This window comes from Streptomyces fulvoviolaceus (assembly GCF_000718165.1).
Lineage (GTDB): Bacteria > Actinomycetota > Actinomycetes > Streptomycetales > Streptomycetaceae > Streptomyces > Streptomyces fulvoviolaceus.
Genome location: NZ_JOEY01000011.1, coordinates 1 through 15,969 on the forward strand (window position 1 = coordinate 1; position 15,969 = coordinate 15,969).

16 protein-coding genes are annotated in these 15,969 nt (G+C 69.1%); 6 read left to right on the forward strand and 10 right to left on the reverse strand.

Going from position 1 to position 15,969, the window contains the following annotated elements:
* Nucleotides 1–123, reverse strand: a 123-nt coding sequence (locus IG08_RS58975; protein WP_275937270.1) for a CoA-transferase, incomplete at its 3' end; no start/stop codon positions are given.
* A 224-nt stretch (nt 124–347) separates the two neighbouring features.
* Here IG08_RS58975 and IG08_RS0113165 point away from each other — a divergent pair.
* Nucleotides 348–812: a MarR family winged helix-turn-helix transcriptional regulator gene (locus IG08_RS0113165; protein ID WP_030600385.1), complete on the forward strand. Its 465-nt coding sequence runs from the start codon at nt 348–350 to the stop codon at nt 810–812.
* A gap of 7 nt (nt 813–819) precedes the next feature.
* On the opposite strand, the gene IG08_RS0113170 is transcribed toward IG08_RS0113165, so the two are convergent.
* Nucleotides 820–1,809 carry a DUF3048 domain-containing protein gene (locus IG08_RS0113170; RefSeq protein ID WP_030600387.1) on the reverse strand — a complete coding sequence of 330 codons (990 nt, stop codon included), beginning with the start codon at nt 1,807–1,809 and terminating at the stop codon, nt 820–822.
* Nucleotides 1,810–1,914: 105 nt separating this feature from the next.
* Nucleotides 1,915–2,982 carry an ATP-dependent DNA ligase gene (locus IG08_RS0113175; protein WP_030600389.1) on the reverse strand — a complete coding sequence of 356 codons (1,068 nt, stop codon included), beginning with the start codon at nt 2,980–2,982 and terminating at the stop codon, nt 1,915–1,917.
* A gap of 165 nt (nt 2,983–3,147) precedes the next feature.
* Between IG08_RS0113175 and IG08_RS0113180 the strand changes: the two genes are divergently transcribed.
* Together IG08_RS0113180 and ligD are read left to right on the forward strand one after the other, a co-directional pair.
* Nucleotides 3,148–3,516: a VOC family protein gene (locus IG08_RS0113180; protein WP_030600391.1), complete on the forward strand. Its 369-nt coding sequence runs from the start codon at nt 3,148–3,150 to the stop codon at nt 3,514–3,516.
* Between the two features lie 62 nt (nt 3,517–3,578).
* Complete coding sequence (ligD, locus tag IG08_RS0113185) at nt 3,579–4,595, forward strand: non-homologous end-joining DNA ligase (RefSeq protein WP_030600392.1); 1,017 nt, start codon at nt 3,579–3,581, stop codon at nt 4,593–4,595.
* A 15-nt stretch (nt 4,596–4,610) separates the two neighbouring features.
* Here the strand turns inward: ligD and IG08_RS0113190 are convergent, their stop codons facing one another.
* Both IG08_RS0113190 and IG08_RS0113195 read right to left on the reverse strand, forming a co-directional pair.
* On the reverse strand, nt 4,611–6,761 hold the full coding sequence (locus tag IG08_RS0113190) for an OmpL47-type beta-barrel domain-containing protein (RefSeq protein ID WP_052424677.1): 2,151 nt from the start codon (nt 6,759–6,761) through the stop codon (nt 4,611–4,613).
* Nucleotides 6,762–6,810: 49 nt separating this feature from the next.
* Nucleotides 6,811–9,306, reverse strand: a complete 2,496-nt coding sequence (locus tag IG08_RS0113195; protein ID WP_199820860.1) for a ThuA domain-containing protein — start codon at nt 9,304–9,306, stop codon at nt 6,811–6,813.
* A 189-nt stretch (nt 9,307–9,495) separates the two neighbouring features.
* Here IG08_RS0113195 and IG08_RS0113200 point away from each other — a divergent pair, with 189 nt between their 5' ends.
* On the forward strand, nt 9,496–10,467 hold the full coding sequence (locus IG08_RS0113200; protein ID WP_030600398.1) for a multicopper oxidase domain-containing protein: 972 nt from the start codon (nt 9,496–9,498) through the stop codon (nt 10,465–10,467).
* 20 nt (nt 10,468–10,487) lie between these two features.
* Here IG08_RS0113200 and IG08_RS55800 read toward each other — a convergent pair whose 3' ends face one another.
* A complete protein-coding gene (locus tag IG08_RS55800; RefSeq protein WP_158812230.1) occupies nt 10,488–10,997 on the reverse strand; it encodes a hypothetical protein in 510 nt (169 codons plus the stop codon).
* Nucleotides 10,998–11,184: 187 nt separating this feature from the next.
* Between IG08_RS55800 and IG08_RS0113210 the strand changes: the two genes are divergently transcribed.
* The gene (locus IG08_RS0113210) at nt 11,185–12,228 is read left to right on the forward strand and encodes a LacI family DNA-binding transcriptional regulator (RefSeq protein ID WP_030600403.1); all 1,044 of its coding nucleotides are present in this window, start codon (nt 11,185–11,187) and stop codon (nt 12,226–12,228) included.
* Between the two features lie 28 nt (nt 12,229–12,256).
* On the opposite strand, the gene IG08_RS0113215 is transcribed toward IG08_RS0113210, so the two are convergent.
* Nucleotides 12,257–13,048 carry a VOC family protein gene (locus IG08_RS0113215; RefSeq protein WP_030600405.1) on the reverse strand — a complete coding sequence of 264 codons (792 nt, stop codon included), beginning with the start codon at nt 13,046–13,048 and terminating at the stop codon, nt 12,257–12,259.
* Between the two features lie 203 nt (nt 13,049–13,251).
* On the opposite strand from IG08_RS0113215, the gene IG08_RS0113220 reads away from it, so the two are divergent.
* Nucleotides 13,252–13,497, forward strand: a complete 246-nt coding sequence (locus IG08_RS0113220; protein ID WP_199820861.1) for a WhiB family transcriptional regulator — start codon at nt 13,252–13,254, stop codon at nt 13,495–13,497.
* A gap of 22 nt (nt 13,498–13,519) precedes the next feature.
* Here IG08_RS0113220 and IG08_RS58980 read toward each other — a convergent pair whose 3' ends face one another.
* The 3 genes from IG08_RS58980 to ddaH form a co-directional block, all read right to left on the reverse strand.
* Nucleotides 13,520–13,699, reverse strand: a complete 180-nt coding sequence (locus IG08_RS58980) for a hypothetical protein (RefSeq protein WP_030600409.1) — start codon at nt 13,697–13,699, stop codon at nt 13,520–13,522.
* 181 nt (nt 13,700–13,880) lie between these two features.
* Nucleotides 13,881–14,855 carry an acyl-ACP desaturase gene (locus tag IG08_RS0113230; RefSeq protein ID WP_030600411.1) on the reverse strand — a complete coding sequence of 325 codons (975 nt, stop codon included), beginning with the start codon at nt 14,853–14,855 and terminating at the stop codon, nt 13,881–13,883.
* 211 nt (nt 14,856–15,066) lie between these two features.
* Entirely contained in the window at nt 15,067–15,843 is a 777-nt protein-coding gene (ddaH, locus tag IG08_RS0113235) for a dimethylargininase (RefSeq protein ID WP_030600413.1), read from the reverse strand.
* Nucleotides 15,844–15,969: the final 126 nt, after the last annotated feature.

The window sequence follows — 15,969 nt, forward strand, 5'->3', positions numbered from 1 at the left end:
CTCGTACAGTGCCTGGATCAGTACGTTCGGCACACCGCTCAGCCCGAAGCCGCCCGCCGCGAGCGACGCGCCGTCCGGCACATCGGCCACGGCCTCCAGGGCCGTGGCGACCACCTTGTCCATCCGTGAAGCCCCATCCAGTCCGAGCACCCGTCGTGGCCGAGAAGGCCAGTAATTAGTCAGGGCACTGATTATTTCAGCGAGGTGTCCTTCACGCTGCCACCGGAGGCGCTGGGCGTCAAGACCCCGGAGAAACAGGAGGTCAGATCACATTGCAGAGTCGGAGACAGTCGTAGGGTCGCCGGGTATTGTTCAGTGCACCAACGAATCCGACCTCGGGAGCGCACATGGCCGCGGTGGACCTCACCACCCACCCCGGGCACCTGGCCCGGCGGCTGCAGCAGGCCCACTACCTGCTGTGGAACACGATGGTCTCCGAGGAGATCACCTCGCCGCAGTTCGCGGTCCTGAACGCGCTCGTCGCCGAGCCGGGCCTGGACCAGCGCACGGTGGGGGAGCGGGTGGGGCTCGACCGGTCCACGATCGCCGAGGTGATAAGCCGACTGGGCCGCCGCGGGCTCCTCGACAAGGTACGCGACCCGCAGGACGGCCGTCGGTTCCTGCTGCGGCTGACCGACGAGGGGGTGCGCACCCACCGCAAGCTGACCGTGCGCACGGCCCGGATGAACCAGGTCTTCCTGGCCCCGCTCTCCGCCGACGAGCAGACGCTGTTCTTCGACCTCATCCGGCGGGTCTCAGACGCGGCCGAGGGGCTCCGCAACCCGGTGGAACCCCTCGCCGTCCGGTCGTGACCGGCGGTCACTTCTCCGCGAACACCACCCATACCTGGCCCTTCGCGAAGTTCACCGGCATGCCGTCCTTCGTCGTGAACGACGTGCCGTCCGTGGCCTTCTCGCGCTTCCAGTTCACGTCGTAGGCCCGTCCGCCGCGCAGCACCTGCGCCCTCCCCGAGCCGACCGTCTCGGTGTACGGCGTGTTGGCGCCGAGGAAGTCGTGGAAGGCGGACGGGCGGATCGTCACGTACTGCACGACGACCGTCGCCGGCACCACCCGCTTCCCGTCGGTCGTCACGGTCGGCGTCCCGTCCATCGAGACCAGCCAGCGGGCCCGGTTCGCCGACCAGGTGAAGGTGAAGCTGGCAGCCGGGTAGCGCACGGTCCGCGAGGTCTCCGCCTTGCCGCCCGACGGTGCGGCGCCGTACTGGAAGCCGGTCGTCAGGGCGTCGGCGCCGGGTGCGGAGGAGATCAGCCGCTCCGGGCGCAGGTAGAGGTTGTGCGGAGCGGGCTTGGCGCTGTCGCGGTAGTAGGCGCCGGAGACCTTGCCGGGGGTCTGGGGGGTCAGCGGGGCCCTGTTGATCAGCGGCATGAGCTTGCCCTGGGCGCCGGAGAAGGCGAGCACCGGCTTGTCGAACTGCCGCAGCAGTTCCAGGTCCGACTCGCGCGCACTGCGCACGGGTCCGACGTCCTTCGGCAGCTTGGTCGCGAACACCGCCATCAGCCGGCTCAGCCCACCCTCGACCTGCTCGGCGTAGACGATGTCCGCGGATCTGATACCGGTCTGTGGTCGGGCCCCGGGCGCGTTGTCGATCTTCACGGCCAGTACGGAGGGGGCGGAGAGGTCGTCGCTGCCGTCGCCGTCCTGGCCCGGGGGCGAGGTCTGGAGCTGTCCCCGCCCGTCGTCGATCGGGGCGTGCTGTCCCGTGCAGCCCGCCGCCAGGCCGCCCGTCACCATGGCGGCCAGCAGCGCCACCGTCGTCGTGGCGCGCCGCGTGTGCGCCTTGTGTCCCATGCCCACTGTGGCCACCCATCGAGTTTCTTCGATTGTGTCCTTATGCGTTCATTGGTGGCCATACCCGAGCGAATCTGATTGCCCGCGTTCTGTACGCCGATCGGCTCAGGTGGTGCCGAGGATCTCCGTGAGGTCGTAGCGGACGGGCTCCTCCAGCTGTGCGTACGTGCAGCTCTCCGGTGTCCGGTCCGGGCGCCAGCGGCGGAAGCGGGCCGTGTGCCGGAACCGCACGCCGTTCTCCATGTGGTCGTACGCCACCTCGGCCACCCACTCCGGACGCAGCGGCACCCAGGACAGGTCCTTCTTGCCCGACCAGCGGCTTGGCGCGCCGGGCAGCCGGGCGCCCTCGTGGGCCGCCTCGTCGGACCAGGCCGCCCAGGGATGCCCCGTCGCGTCCGCCATGCGCAGCGGTTCCAGCTCCTCGATCAGCTCGGCGCGCCGTTTCATGGGGAAGGCGGCGGACACGCCCGCATGCTGGAGGGCGCCCTGGTCGTCGTGGAGCCCGAGCAGGAGCGAGCCGACCACCGGACCGCTCTTGTGGAGGCGGTAGCCCGCGACGACGACGTCCGCCGTGCGTTCGTGCTTGATCTTGAACATGGCGCGCTCGTCCTGGAGATAGCGCAGAGTGAGCGGCTTGGCGATGACCCCGTCCAGGCCCGCCCCCTCGTACTGCTCGAACCACTGCCGGGCCACGTCGATGTCGGTCGTCGCCGGGGCGAGATGGACGGGCGGGGCGCTGCCGGACAGGGCTCGGGTCAGCAGGGCCCGCCGGTCGGTCAGCGGCACGTCCAGCAAGGATTCGTCCGCCAGCGCCAGCAGGTCGAAGGCCACGAAGGAGGCCGGGGTCCGCTCTGCGAGGGTCCGCACCCGGGAGGCCGCCGGGTGGATGCGCTCGGTCAGCGCGTCGAAGTCGAGCCGGCCGTCCCGCGCGATGACGATCTCCCCGTCCATGACGCACCGCTCGGGGAGTCTTGCGGTGAGCGCCGCCACCAGCTCGGGAAAGTACCTGGTCAGCGACTTGCCCGTACGGCTGCCGAGCTCGACCTCGTCCCCGTCGCGGAACACGATCGCCCGGAACCCGTCCCACTTCGCCTCGTACTGCATGTCCGGCGGGATCTTCGCCACCGACTTGGCGAGCATGGGTTTCACGGGCGGCATCACCGGCAGATCCATGTCCCGACTCTATGAGCCGTACGTGGCGTCCGCCTGTTGAGCTCATCTCCACAAAGTCCAGGTCAGGGGTACCGATGGCCGCCGTATCGCACGAAGCGGCTGCGTCACCGCCCGACCGGGAGGACGATGGAGCCGACGAGGCCCCCACGGCGGAGGAGGCACGACATGGCAGGCGAACCGACCTTCTTCGAGGTCGGCGTGGCCGACGCCCGGCGCGGTCGCGCCTTCTACGGCGCCCTGTTCGGATGGGAGTTTGAACCCGGTCCGGGAGGCCGAGGTTTCGCTCTCACCACCGACGGCCTGCCGGGCGGTATTCACGGCGGTGACGAGGGCGCGTCTCCCTACCTCTTCTTCCGCGTCGACGACCTGGACACGGCGGTCGCCAAGGTTCGCGAGCTGGGCGGCACGACCGAAGACCTCGGCGAGGAGGGCGACGAGGACGCGGAGTCGGTCGCCCGGTTCGGCCGCTTCAAGCTGTGCCGTGACGACCAAGGCTCCAGGTTCGGGCTGCATCAGCCACCCAAGGGCCAGTAATCCGTGGGGCGACAGCGGCGCCCGGTATGCGAGGTTTGCGCGGTACGCCTACCGTGGCTCGCATGGGTGACGCGGTGGAACTGGAGGTGGGTGGGCGGACGGTCCGGCTGTCCAGCCCGGACAAGGTCTTCTTCCCGGAGCGCGGATTCACCAAGCTCGACCTCGCCCGCTACTACCAGGCCGTCGCCCCCGGCATCCTCCGTGCCCTGCGCAGCCGCCCCACCACCCTGGAGCGCTATCCGGACGGCGTGAGCGGCGAGTCCTTCTTCCAGAAGCGGGCGCCGAAGAACATGCCCGACTGGATCCCGACCGCCCACATCACCTTCCCCAGCGGCCGCAGCGCGGACGAGATGTGCCCGACCGAGGAGGCCGCCGTCCTGTGGGCCGCCCAGTACGGCACGCTCACCTTCCACCCCTGGCCCGTACGCCGCGACGACGTCGACCGCCCCGACGAACTCCGCATCGACCTCGACCCGCAGCCCGGCACGGACTACGACGACGCCGTCCGCGCCGCGTATGAACTACGGGCCGTGCTGGAGGAGTTCGGCGGGCTGCGGGGCTGGCCCAAGACGTCCGGCGGCCGGGGCCTGCACGTCTTCGTACCGATCGAACCGCGCTGGACCTTCACCCAGGTGCGGCGGGCCGCGATCGCCGTCGGGCGCGAGATGGAACGCCGGATGCCGGACCGGGTGACCATCAAGTGGTGGAAGGAGGAACGGGGCGAGCGCATCTTCGTCGACTACAACCAGACGGCCCGCGACCGCACGATCGCCTCCGCCTATTCCGTACGGCCGAGCCCGCACGCTCCTGTCTCCGCACCCCTGCGCTGGGAGGAGGTGGGCGACGCGCATCCCCGGGACTTCGACCTCGCGACCATGCCCGCGCGCTTCGCCGAACTCGGCGACGTGCACGCGGACATGGACGATCACGCGTTCTCCCTTGACGCCCTCCTGGAGCTGGCCCGCCGTGACGAGCACGACCACGGGCTCGGTGATCTGCCGTACCCGCCCGAGTATCCGAAGATGCCGGGGGAGCCCAAGCGGGTACAGCCGAGCCGCGCCAAGAAGGAGCCGTCGTAAGGCATTTCGCGGGTGCTACAGCTCCTTGATCCTGATGTCCCGGTACGAGACCACATCCGTCGTGCCGTGCACCTGGAGGCCGATGTAGCCGGAGGCGAACCGACGCCCGTCCGTGCCCGGGTCGTCCGAGCGGGGCGGGTGGAAGTCCTGGCCGCCGATGTTGTCGAACTCGTTGATCAGCACGCCGTTGCGGTAGACCGAGTAGTGCTGGTCGACCACGCGGATCTCGTAGTCGTTCCAGGTGCCCTTCTGCGTGACGCCCGCGCCGGCGAGTCCCACGCGGTCGAAGCCGTAGATCGAGCCCGTCTTGTACATGTCGCCGTCGGGCCGGTCGAGCACCTGCACCTCGTGCCCGTACTTGATGGCGACCCACTCCGGCCGCGACTCCTCCGGGTGGTCGTGGACCCACGGGAACCGCACGAACACACCGGAGTTGGCGTTCCCGGTGTCGGGCGCGTCGTCCCGCCACTGGAGCTTGAGCGAGAAGTCGCCGTACTTGCGCTCCGGGAACCAGAGCATGCCCAGGCCGGCCTTGGTGGTGCCGCTGGTGATGGACCCGTCGGCGTTCGGTGCGAACGAACCGCCGCCCACCTGCTGCCACTTGGCGAAGGAGTCAGCGCTGCCGTCGAGGATCGTGCGGTAGCCCTCGGTCTGGCCGGGCTTGCCGATCCCGGACTCCTGGGCGGCCTCCTGGATCACGTCGTACTCGCGCTCGTCGATGACCCCTTCCTTGAACAGCCCGTCCAGGACCGTCTTCACGTGCTTCAGGAACAGCGCGTGGGAGGTCCACTCCTTCTCGTCCTCGATCAACTCGCCGATCCGGCAACGGTTGTTGGTCACCCGGTTCGGCACACCCGAGTCGACCGTGCCGACGATGACCGTCAACCGCTCGTCGTATTCGGGGCAGTTGGGGGCCGGGACCTGACTGGACACCACCGTGAAGGTCACGGTGCGTGCCGTGGAGGTGTTGCCCGCCTTGTCGGTCGCCCGGTACGCCAGGGTGTGCGTGCCGGCGCGGTCGACGACCACAGGCGCGGTGTACGCCAGGTAGGGGCCGCCGTCGAGGGAGTACTCGACGCCCGCGACGCCCGAACCGCCCTCGTCCGTGGCGCTCACGGTCACCTTGGCGTTGCCGATGTAGGCCCCGTCGGAATTCTTCGTCCCGTCGACGGTCACGCCGGTCACCGGCGGCGTGGTGTCCTGCGGTGCCGCCGCGACCACCGTGAACTGGACGCTCTTCTCGGCCGCGACGTTGCCCGCCTTGTCGGTGGCCCGGTAGCGCACGGTGTGGGCGCCGAGCTGATGCACCATCACGGGCATGGTGTACGGCTGCCAGGCACCGTCGTTGACGGCGTACTCGATGCTGTTGACCCCGGATCCGGTGTCGGAGGCGGACACCGTCACCGTCGCCATGTCGATGTACGCGCCGTCCGCGTTCTGCTCGCCCGTCACCGTCGCCGAGGTGTCCGGCGGTGCGGTGTCGTCGGAGGACGGGGCGACGACCGTGAACTCGGCGCTCTTCTCGGCGGAGACGTTGCCCGCCTTGTCGAGCGCCCGGTAGCGGATCTTGTGGCTGCCGACCTGGTCGACGACGACCGGGGTGGTGTAAGGCTGCCAGGCGCCGGTGTCGCCGATCGCGTACTCGACACGGTCGACTCCGGAACCGCCCTCTTCGTCGGTGGCGCTGATCGCGACACTCGCCGAGCCGACGTACTCGCCCTGCGCGTTCTGTGTGCCGGTCACCTGCGCCGCCGTCTCGGGCGCAGTCGTGTCCTCGCCGGTGCCCTCGGTCACGACGAGGATCCCCTGCATCTGACCATGACCCGGGATGGTGCAGTGGTAGAAGTAGCGGCCCGGGGTCAGGGTGACCTCGGCGGTGTGGCGGCCGCCCATGTCGTCGTTCGGGTTGGCGAGGATGTTCAGCTCGACGTCGTTGTTGAACTCGGGGTCCGACGTCACGAACGTCAACGTGTGGGGCATGCCCGTGGTGTTGCCGGCAGCCACGCTGTTCTCGAAGACGATCGTCGCCTGCCCTGCCACCGCCGTCGTCGGTGCCGAGGTGTACTTGGTGATGTCGTCGCCGGCGGTCCAGGTGAGGACTTGGGCGGCTTCGGTTTCGGAGGGCTGCGCGGAGACACCGGGTGCCGCCTGAAGTCCGAGCATCATCAGTACGGCCGCCAACAAGGCCGTCCAGATTCTTCGTTGCCGTGTCACGTCACCACCCCCTCGCCAGCTGGTCGGCGGCCGGTGTGGGGCCGCCGCCCTTGTAAGTGACCCGCCACAGCGCCGACTTGGAGTCCGAGGTGAAGAAGCCGCGGCCGTAGTCGAGGACATAGAGCGCGCCGTCCGGACCGAACTTCCAGTCCATGAGGTTCTTGATGCCGTCGTTGCCGATCGGCACGATCTTCTTCAGCGACTCCGAGTGCACCGGCAGGCCGCCGTCACCCTGCGTCTTCGGGTCGGTGAGCACGGCGTTGCGCGGCTGGTCGGCGTCGTAGAAGTCGCCCACGAACCACTTGCCGTCCCAGTAGGAGGGCCACTTGACGTCACTGGTGGCCGAGACGGTGTCGTACCGGTAGACCGGCCCGTTCATCGCGGCCTGGCCGCCGCCCTTGAGCCACGGCAGCAGGTAGCTGGCCTCCTCCTGCTTGTAGGAGGGGATGCCGTTCGCGTCCCGCGGGTAGTCCGGTGCGCCGCCCTGGGGCGAGTACCAGATGTTGTTGCCGGTGACCGGCGGGAGGTTGACCAGGCCGTCGTTGTTCGGTGACTCGTTCTTCGGGTGGTCGCAGTCGTACCAGCCCAGCGGCTGCGAGGGATCCGGCAGGTTGCGGTCCCGGTAGGGCTGCTTGTTGCCCATGCAGTACGGCCAACCCCGGTTGCTCGCCTTGGTGATGACGGCGAAGGTGTCGTACTTGGCGGGGCCCCAGGTCGTCGACGGCGCGCTCGCGTCGGGGCCGACCCACCCGGCGTACAGGACGTCGGTCTTCTGGTCGACGAAGATGCGGGCGGGGTTCCTGACCCCCATCACATAGATCTCGCCGCGCGTCTTGCCGCCGCCCTCGTCGGTCTCCTCGCCGGTGAAGAGGTTGCCGTCGGGGAGCGTGTACGTCCCGTCGGGCTCCGGGTGGATGCGCAGGATCTTGCCGTTGAGGTTGTTGGTGTTGCCGGCGGTGCGGCGGGCGTCCGCGAAGGAGACGCCCTTGTAGCTCGGCTCCGGGTTGTTGCCGGAGTAACCGCCGCTGAAGCCACTGGAGTTGTTGTCACCCGTCGCGATGTACAGGTTGCCCTGGGAGTCCCAGGTCATCCCGCCGCCCGCGTGGCAGCAACTGTGCACCTGTACCGGCCACTTGAGGAGCACCTTCTCGCTGCTCAGATCCAGCTTGTTGGTGGCGAGGTCGAGCGTGAAGCGGGAGACGCGCCGCTCGGCGATCCGGGTGTCGCGGTTGAGCTGCGAGTGGGGTGTGTAGTGCAGATACACCCAGCCGTTCTGCTCGAAGCGCGGATCGAGCTCGATGCCGAGGAGCCCTTCCTCGACCTTGACCAGCTCGTCGCCGCCGCCCTTGTTGCCGAAGACGGTCAACGCTCCCGCCGACGTGACCTTCTTGGTCGCGGGGTCGTAGACGTGGATCTCGCCCTTGCCCTTGCCGATGTCCGGGTTGTTCCAGTCGGTGATCACGGGCTGGGAGGAGTCGGCGCCGCCCCGGCCGATGTAGAGGACGCGTCCGTCGGGCGCGGTGACCAGACCGTGCGGCTCGCCTATCTGGTCGTTCTGACCGGCCTGGTTGGGCTGAGTGAGGCGCTCCGCCTTGTAGTTGGCGTTGATGGTCGCCTTGCAGTCGGCCTGTACCAGCCGGGTGGTCCACAGCAGGGCGCCGCGCAGATGGGCACGGAAGTCGGTCTCGTCGTACGACGACACCGTGCCGCCCATGCCGGTGTAGAAGGAGCGGCCGCCGTCGTAGTCGCGGCACCAACTCACCGGATGATCCCAGCCGTTGGCGCTCGCACCGGGCTGGTACGTCGACTCGCGCACCCGGGCGACGGTGTGCACGTCACCGGACGGGTTCTTCGTCCAGTTGAACCACTGGTCCGGGCGCTTCCACTGCACCGGCAGGTCCTTCGTCGCCGGATGCTGACGGTCGCCCACCTCAACCACCGCACGCTGCACGGCCGTTGGACTCGACGCGGCCGGGCGGGCGCCGACGAGACCGGTGAACCAGTCCGAGTACGGCTCGGTGCGCGCCGCGTCATGAAGGCCGACGAAACCGCCGCCCGCCTCCATGTACGCCTCCAGACCGGCCTCCTGCTCCGGGTCCAGGACGTCGCCGCCGCCGGTCGGGAACGCGATCGCGTTGTAACGGCCCAGCCTGGTCTCGTCGGTGAAGACCGAGGCGTCGTCCGTGGCCTCGACCTCGAAGCGCTGGTTCGTCGGGCCCGACAGGCCGATCTTCTCGATCGCCGCGATGGCGGCGTTCACGAGCGGCGACTCGTCCCCGGCCGCAGCGGACCCGTAGAAGATCAGCACGCGCACATCCGCGCCGCCCGGCGGCGACTTGACGGACATCGTTGTCGAAGACGGTTCCGGAGCCGGCAGCGCGCCGGCGGCGGGCCCCGACATCAGTCCGGCCCCGACGACCCCCGCGGCCACGGTGGCCACCCAGGCCCGTCTTCTCCTGGTCCCTCTGCTTCTCGCGCTCAACCCTCGTAAGTGCATGGGCACCTCCTCGGTCACGGCAACAGCGCCATGGAAGCTAGACGCCTTTGCGTCACTCGCCAATACCTATGACCGCAATGGCACGAACTTTGTCCTGGGTGTGGAAAAACGGGCGAGGGGCCGCTACCGTCTCACAGGTTCATCACAGGTGCGTCTCCGCAAATTCCGTATCAGGGTGGGGAGTTCCGCATGGACAGACGCGGGTTCAACCGGCGGGTGCTGCTGGGCGGCGCGGCCGTCGCGACATCGTTGTCCCTGGCCCCGGAGGCCGCGAGCGTCGACTTACCGGCGAAGACGGCCCCGGCCGGCGGCGAGGTCAGACACATCAAGCTGTACGCAGAGAAGCTCGCCGACGGGCAGATGGGCTACGGCTTCGAGAAGGGCAAGGCGACGATCCCCGGACCGCTCATCGAACTCAACGAGGGCGACACCCTGCACATCGAGTTCGAGAACACCATGGACGTCACTGCGAGCCTGCACGTCCACGGCCTGGACTACGAAATCTCCAGCGACGGCACGAAGTTGAACAAGAGCGACGTCGAGCCGGGCGGCACCCGCACCTACACCTGGCGCACGCACGTCCCCGGAAGCCGGAGCGACGGCACATGGCGGGCGGGCAGCGCGGGCTACTGGCACTACCACGACCACGTGGTGGGCACGGAGCACGGGACGGGCGGCATCCGGAAGGGTCTGTACGGCCCGGTCATCGTCCGGCGGCAGGGTGACGTACTGCCCGACCGGACCCACACGATCGTCTTCAACGACATGCTCATCAACAACCAACCAGCGCACTCCGGCCCCGACTTCGAGGCCACGGTGGGCGATCGCGTCGAGTTCGTGATGATCACGCACGGCGAGTACTACCACACCTTCCATCTGCACGGTCACCGCTGGGCCGACAACCGCACGGGCATGCTCACCGGCCCCGACGACCCCAGCCAGGTCATCGACAACAAGATCGTGGGCCCGGCGGACTCCTTCGGCTTCCAGGTGATCGCGGGGGAGGGAGTCGGAGCGGGCGCGTGGATGTACCACTGCCATGTGCAGAGCCATTCCGACATGGGGATGGTGGGGCTGTTCCTGGTGAAGAAGACGGACGGGACGATCCCGGGGTACGAGCCGCATGAGCACGGGGTCCAGGGGACTGCGCACGAGCACTGAGAAATCGTGGGGGGCAGGCCCTATTCGGGAGCGGGTGACGGATCGGGAGGTGACCCACGCGGGTTGATGTCGGCACGCATCGCATCGCGGCACCGCTCGAACTTCGTTTTGACGTCGCTCACATGCCTGCTGTACTCGCTCTGCGGGTCCGGGTTGGGCGCACCGTCCCGCAGCCCCTCACGGATGGCATTGCGGAAATCGCGCAGGGTCCGAAAGTAGGTCACCGCCGGAGCTACGACAGCGCTGGGGGCGTAGAGCTCGAGCTGATGCCGAATCTGGTAACAGCGCGCGAAGATCTCATTGGCCTTGGCGCGCCGGTCCGCATCCGACAACCGGCTGTTGGCCGCGACTCCGGAGAGTTCCCACCGTGCCTGGGTGAGCGCCGTGAGGTATTCGGCGTATATCTCGCGTCGGGTTCTGCGCCACTCGGACTCGTTGTCGTGCCGGGCCTTGCGGATCTCCACCGCGAGCGAGGTGCTCATCGCGATCGCCGCACCTAACAGCGTGGCAACGAGAGTTGTCCAGTCCACCCTGGCACTGTAAACACGACGAGCCCGGACGGCTGCGCGGATGCTGAACCTCCCCAGGAACACCACGGGACGCACCCCGATATTCGCGCTGCTGCCGTGCCCCTGCGTGCACGGCGAGAGCGCTCTCATGGCGCCCCCCCCACCCCGGGCTATCCTGATCCGGACCCACCGGACAAGGAGCCCCGAAGTGACCGACACCGCCCCGCGCCCCACCCTGGAGGCCGTGGCCGCGCGGGCCGGGGTCTCGCGGGCCACCGTGTCCCGGGTGGTGAACGGCGGGGACGGAGTCAGGGAGCCCCTCGTCGAGCGGGTGCGGCGGGCGGTCGAGGAGCTCGGGTACGTTCCCAACCAGGCCGCCCGGAGCCTTGTGACGCGACGGCACGACGCGATCGCCGTCGTCGTCGCCGAACCGGAGACCCGGGTCTTCGCCGACCCCTTCTTCGCGCTGCAACTTCGCGGGATCAGCAAGGAGTTGACGGCCCACGACAACCAGCTCGTGCTGCTGCTCACCGAGGGCCGTGACGATCACGCCCGCGTCGGCCGGTATCTGGCCGGAGGCCACGTCGACGGCGCCCTCGTCTTCTCGCTGCACCTCGAGGACCCGCTGCCCGGACTGATCCAACGCGCCGGAATCCCGACCGTGTTCGGCGGCCGGCCAGGCTGGAGCGACGGCTCACAGGACGTCGTCTACGTCGACAGCGACAACCGCGGCGGTGCCCGCGAGGCCGTACGGCATCTCGTCGGCCTCGGCCGCACCCGCGTCGCGCACATCACCGGCGCCCTCGACCAGACGTCGGCGGTGGACCGGCTCGACGGTTTCCGGGACGTGATGGGTGACGCCGACCCGAAGCTCGTCGTGCAGGGCGACTTCACCCCGGCCGGCGGGGAGCGGGCGATGCGGGAGATCCTCGACCACTGCCCCGACGTGGACGCCGTCTTCGCCGCGAACGACCTCACCGCCTCCGGCGCCCTGCGCGTGCTGCGGGAACACGGGCGCCGGGTGCCCGAGGACGTCGCCGTGATCGGCTTCGACGACATGCTGCCCGTCGCCGAACAGACCGATCCGCCGCTGACGACGGTCCGTCAGGACATCGAGGAGATGGGCCGGTTGATGGCCCGCCTGCTGCTGCGCGGCCTCGACCGCAGCAGCAGCAGCAGCGGCGGTGACGCGGGAGCCGCGCCGGCCGGTGTCGTCCTGCCGACGACACTGGTACGCCGCGCCTCGGCGTGACCCCCGGCCCGCCGCCCGGCCACCTCGCCTACGACTCCTGCGGCACGCTCTTGATCACCGCGAAGCGCGCACCGTACGGGTCGGCGAGCTTGGCGATGCGGCCGACGTCCGGCACGTCGATGGCGGGCAGGCGGACCTTGCCGCCCAGTTCCCGTGCCTTGGCGACCGCGGCGTCCGTGTCGGCGACCTCGAAGTACGGCAGCCAGTAGGCCCCGGCCTCCGCCTCAAGAGGGTCGTCGGCCAGCGGGACGATGCCGCCGAACATGGCGTCCTCGCTCTGACCGGCCGGAAGGACGGTCGTGTAGGTGCCGCCGGGGAAGTCGACGCCGAAGGTCTCCAGGCCCAGCGCCGCGTGGTAGAAGAAGGCGGCCATGGGCAGGTCCGCCGTGTACAGCTCGACCCAGCACAGCGAGCCGGGCTCCTGCACGACGTCCAGGCCCTTGTTCTGCCGGGGCTGCCAGATACCGAAGGACACGCCCGCCTTGTCGCCGAGGATCGCCATGCGGCCCTGGTCCATGACGTCCATGGGCTGCACGAGCACCGAGCCGTGGGCCTGCTCGGCCGCCTTCGCCGTGGCGTCCGCGTCCGGCGTCTGGAAGTACACGGTCCAGGAGGGCGGGCCCTGGTCCGGTGTGGTCTGCATGCCGCCCGCGGTGGTCCGGCCGGCCAGCTGGAAGAAGCCGTATCCGCCGGCCTCGGGCCCGCCCGACTGGAACTGCCAGCCGAACAGACCGCCGTAGAAGGAAGTGGCGCCGTCGATGTCGGGGGTACCGAGATCGATCCAGTTCGGGGCGCCGGTGACATAACGGGTGGTGAGCATCTCTGCGCTCCTCTGAGGGGTCCCGTTTCCTGCACTGCCGAGTCTTCCACCGCCCACTGACAATCGCTTGTTCTCGCCGGTTCCGCGCGCCGCCGTGCGCCCTGCTGCCGGGCGGGGGACCATCAGGTCGGCCGGGGGCTCCGAACGGCGGCGTTGATCCGGCGTTGATCGAACGTTTTTCGCCGCCCGGCACGATCTCGCTCATGCACATCGACACCATCACTCCGGCCGACCTCGGCTGGCAGACGCAGGCCCTGTGCGCCGAGACCGGGGCGGACTTCTTCTTTCCCGAGCCGGGCAGCTCGGTGCGGGAGGCGAAGCGCATCTGCGGCATGTGCGAGATGCGCTCCGCCTGTCTCGACTACGCCCTGGCCAACGACGAGCGCTTCGGCGTCTGGGGCGGCCTCTCCGAGAAGGAGCGGCTGCACCTCAGGCGTACACCTCAGTGACCCGGACGTACGCCACGGTGACTCAGGCGTACTCCACGGTGAAGCTCCGCGTCCCGGCCGGTACTTGTACGTCCTGACCGGTCACCGGCAGTTCCTGCCCGTCGGGCTCGCCGACCGCACTGCCCGGCAGCGTCGTGCGTGAGCCGGCAGCCGAACGGGTCGCGGTGCTCGTCGGCCGCCCAGCCGTGCGGGATGTCCCCATATGCCAATGGCTGTACGGGACTTCGTGGGAGTCGGAGGCCATAGGGGGCGCGTGCTGCTCGTTCCAGGCGCCCGGTGCTGCCGCTCGCCAGGCCATGAAGTACACCCCCTGCGGGTGCCGTTGCACCGCAGGGGGTGGTCGCAATTCGCTCTGCAGGACATCGCCACTGCAGGACGGAGGGTCAGCCCGCGGCGCGTGCCGCCATCCGCGCCTTGCGCGCCGCCAGCTTCTCGTCGAACTTCGACGCCTCCGCGTCCAGGCCGTTCATGTACAGGCCGAGCTCCTCCTGAGCCTTCTGGCCCTCGGGGCTGAGCCCGTCGATCTCCATGATCTTCAGGAAGCGAAGGACGGGGGAGATCACGTCGTCGTGGTGGATGCGCATGTTGTAGACCTCGCCGATCGCCATCTGCGCGGCGGCCCGCTCGAAGCCGGGCATGCCGTGACCCGGCATCTGGAAGTTCACGACGACGTCGCGTACCGACTGCATGGTCAGGTCGGGGGCGAGGTCGAAGGCGGCCTTCAGGAGGTTGCGGTAGAAGACCATGTGCAGGTTCTCGTCGGTCGCGATGCGCGCCAGCATCCGGTCGCAGACCGGGTCGCCGGACTGGTGGCCGGTGTTGCGGTGCGAGACGCGGGTCGCGAGCTCCTGGAAGGAGACGTACGCGACGGTGTGCAGCATCGAGTGCCGGTTGTCGGACTCGTAGCCGGCGCTCATGTGCTCCATGCGGAACCGCTCGAGCTTGTCGGGGTCCACGGCGCGCGAGGCCAGGAGGTAGTCGCGCATCACGATGCCGTGGCGGTTCTCCTCGGCGGTCCAGCGGTGCACCCAGGTGCCCCAGGCGCCGTCGCGGCCGAAGAGCGCGGCGATCTCGTGGTGGTAGCTGGGGAGGTTGTCCTCGGTGAGGAGGTTGACGACCAGCGCGATCTTGCCGATCTCGGTGACCTTGGACTGGCTCGGGTCCCAGGCCTCGCCGTCCTCGAAGAAGCCGGGGAAGTTGCGGCCGTCGCCCCACGGCACGTACTCGTGGGGCATCCAGTCCTTGGTGACCTTGAGGTGCCGGTTGAGTTCCGTCTCGACCACTTCCTCCAGCGCGTACAGCAACTTGGCGTCGGTCCAGACGGAAGGGCTGCCGAGGTGCGGGGAAGTGATCGTCACGGGTACTCCAGAGGGACGCGAACAACAGCGGGGGACAGCCGGCGAGCGGCGCCGTGCTGGTACCTACGGCATCGTAGGCTACGTATCCGTAGGTTACGAGACCGTAGGTTAAGTGTGGCGTAAAGATCCCTGATCAGCGGTGTTCCCCGGGCATGTCAATCGGCCCCGGGAACCGCAGGTCCGGGGCTGAAAGGGTGGTGCGGTCGGCTGTTCAGGCGTACAGCTCCCGCAGCCGGACCGAGAGGCATGTCACACAACCTTCGAGCTTCTCGAACTCGCTGATGTCGACCACGACCGGATCGAAGCCGAGGTCGGCGAACAGCTCCGCCGTCTTCGGCGCGCTCGCCGCCATCAGCAGCTTGGCGCCGCCGAGCAGCACGACGTGGGAGCCGGCCTCCTCGGGCACCGACAGGAAGCGCGGGAACAGCGCGGGCCGGTCCACCTTGGGGATGTTCCCGATCACCGTCCCGTCGGGCAGTGCGGTCACCGCCGACTTCAGGTGCAGCACCCTGCTCACCGGCACGGCGACGACCTGCGCCCCCAGCGGCTCGAAGGCGGCCCGCAGCTGCTGGACACCGGCCGCGTTGGTGCGCCCGCCGCGGCCGACGTAGATCGTGTCGCCGATCTTGAGCACGTCGCCGCCGTCCAGTGTGCCCGGCTCCCAGATCCAGTTGACCGAGCAGCCCAGGCGCGCCACCGCCTCCTCGACCCCCTCGGTCTCGTCCCGCCGGGACTCGGCGCCGGAGCGGGCGATCAGCGCGACGTTCTTGTACATGACCACGGTGTCCTCGACGAACACCGAGTCCGGGCAGTCGTCGGCCGGGTCCACCTCGATGGTCTCCCAGCCGTGCGTGCGCAGGGCCTCGACGTACGTCTCCCACTGTTCGACCGCGAGATCGACATCGGCCTTCTCCCGCTCGACGTGCGTCACCAGACCTTCGGCGAGACGTGGGCTGGGGCGGCGGACGAGGGCCTTCTTGCTGGGCACGAGGGGAACTCCGTATCGGCGGGACAGGTCCGGCGCCGTGGGGCGGCGCCGGACAGCCATCATGCAGCGCGGGTGCGTGTCGACAAAACCCTCGTTGTCAGGCTGTGGCCCTCCTGAGATCCGAGA

What these genes read in the sequence shown, in the direction of transcription:
- IG08_RS0113165 (WP_030600385.1), top strand. Translation starts at nt 348, where the DNA reads ATGGCCGCGGTGGACCTCACCACCCACCCCGGGCACCTGGCCCGGCGG.
- IG08_RS0113170 (WP_030600387.1), bottom strand. Translation starts at nt 1,809, where the DNA reads ATGGGACACAAGGCGCACACGCGGCGCGCCACGACGACGGTGGCGCTG.
- IG08_RS0113175 (WP_030600389.1), bottom strand. Translation starts at nt 2,982, where the DNA reads ATGGATCTGCCGGTGATGCCGCCCGTGAAACCCATGCTCGCCAAGTCG.
- IG08_RS0113180 (WP_030600391.1), top strand. Translation starts at nt 3,148, where the DNA reads ATGGCAGGCGAACCGACCTTCTTCGAGGTCGGCGTGGCCGACGCCCGG.
- ligD (WP_030600392.1), top strand. Translation starts at nt 3,579, where the DNA reads ATGGGTGACGCGGTGGAACTGGAGGTGGGTGGGCGGACGGTCCGGCTG.
- IG08_RS0113190 (WP_052424677.1), bottom strand. Translation starts at nt 6,761, where the DNA reads ATGATGCTCGGACTTCAGGCGGCACCCGGTGTCTCCGCGCAGCCCTCC.
- IG08_RS0113195 (WP_199820860.1), bottom strand. Translation starts at nt 9,306, where the DNA reads ATGCACTTACGAGGGTTGAGCGCGAGAAGCAGAGGGACCAGGAGAAGA.
- IG08_RS0113200 (WP_030600398.1), top strand. Translation starts at nt 9,496, where the DNA reads ATGGACAGACGCGGGTTCAACCGGCGGGTGCTGCTGGGCGGCGCGGCC.
- IG08_RS0113215 (WP_030600405.1), bottom strand. Translation starts at nt 13,048, where the DNA reads ATGCTCACCACCCGTTATGTCACCGGCGCCCCGAACTGGATCGATCTC.
- IG08_RS0113220 (WP_199820861.1), top strand. Translation starts at nt 13,252, where the DNA reads ATGCACATCGACACCATCACTCCGGCCGACCTCGGCTGGCAGACGCAG.
- IG08_RS58980 (WP_030600409.1), bottom strand. Translation starts at nt 13,699, where the DNA reads ATGGGGACATCCCGCACGGCTGGGCGGCCGACGAGCACCGCGACCCGT.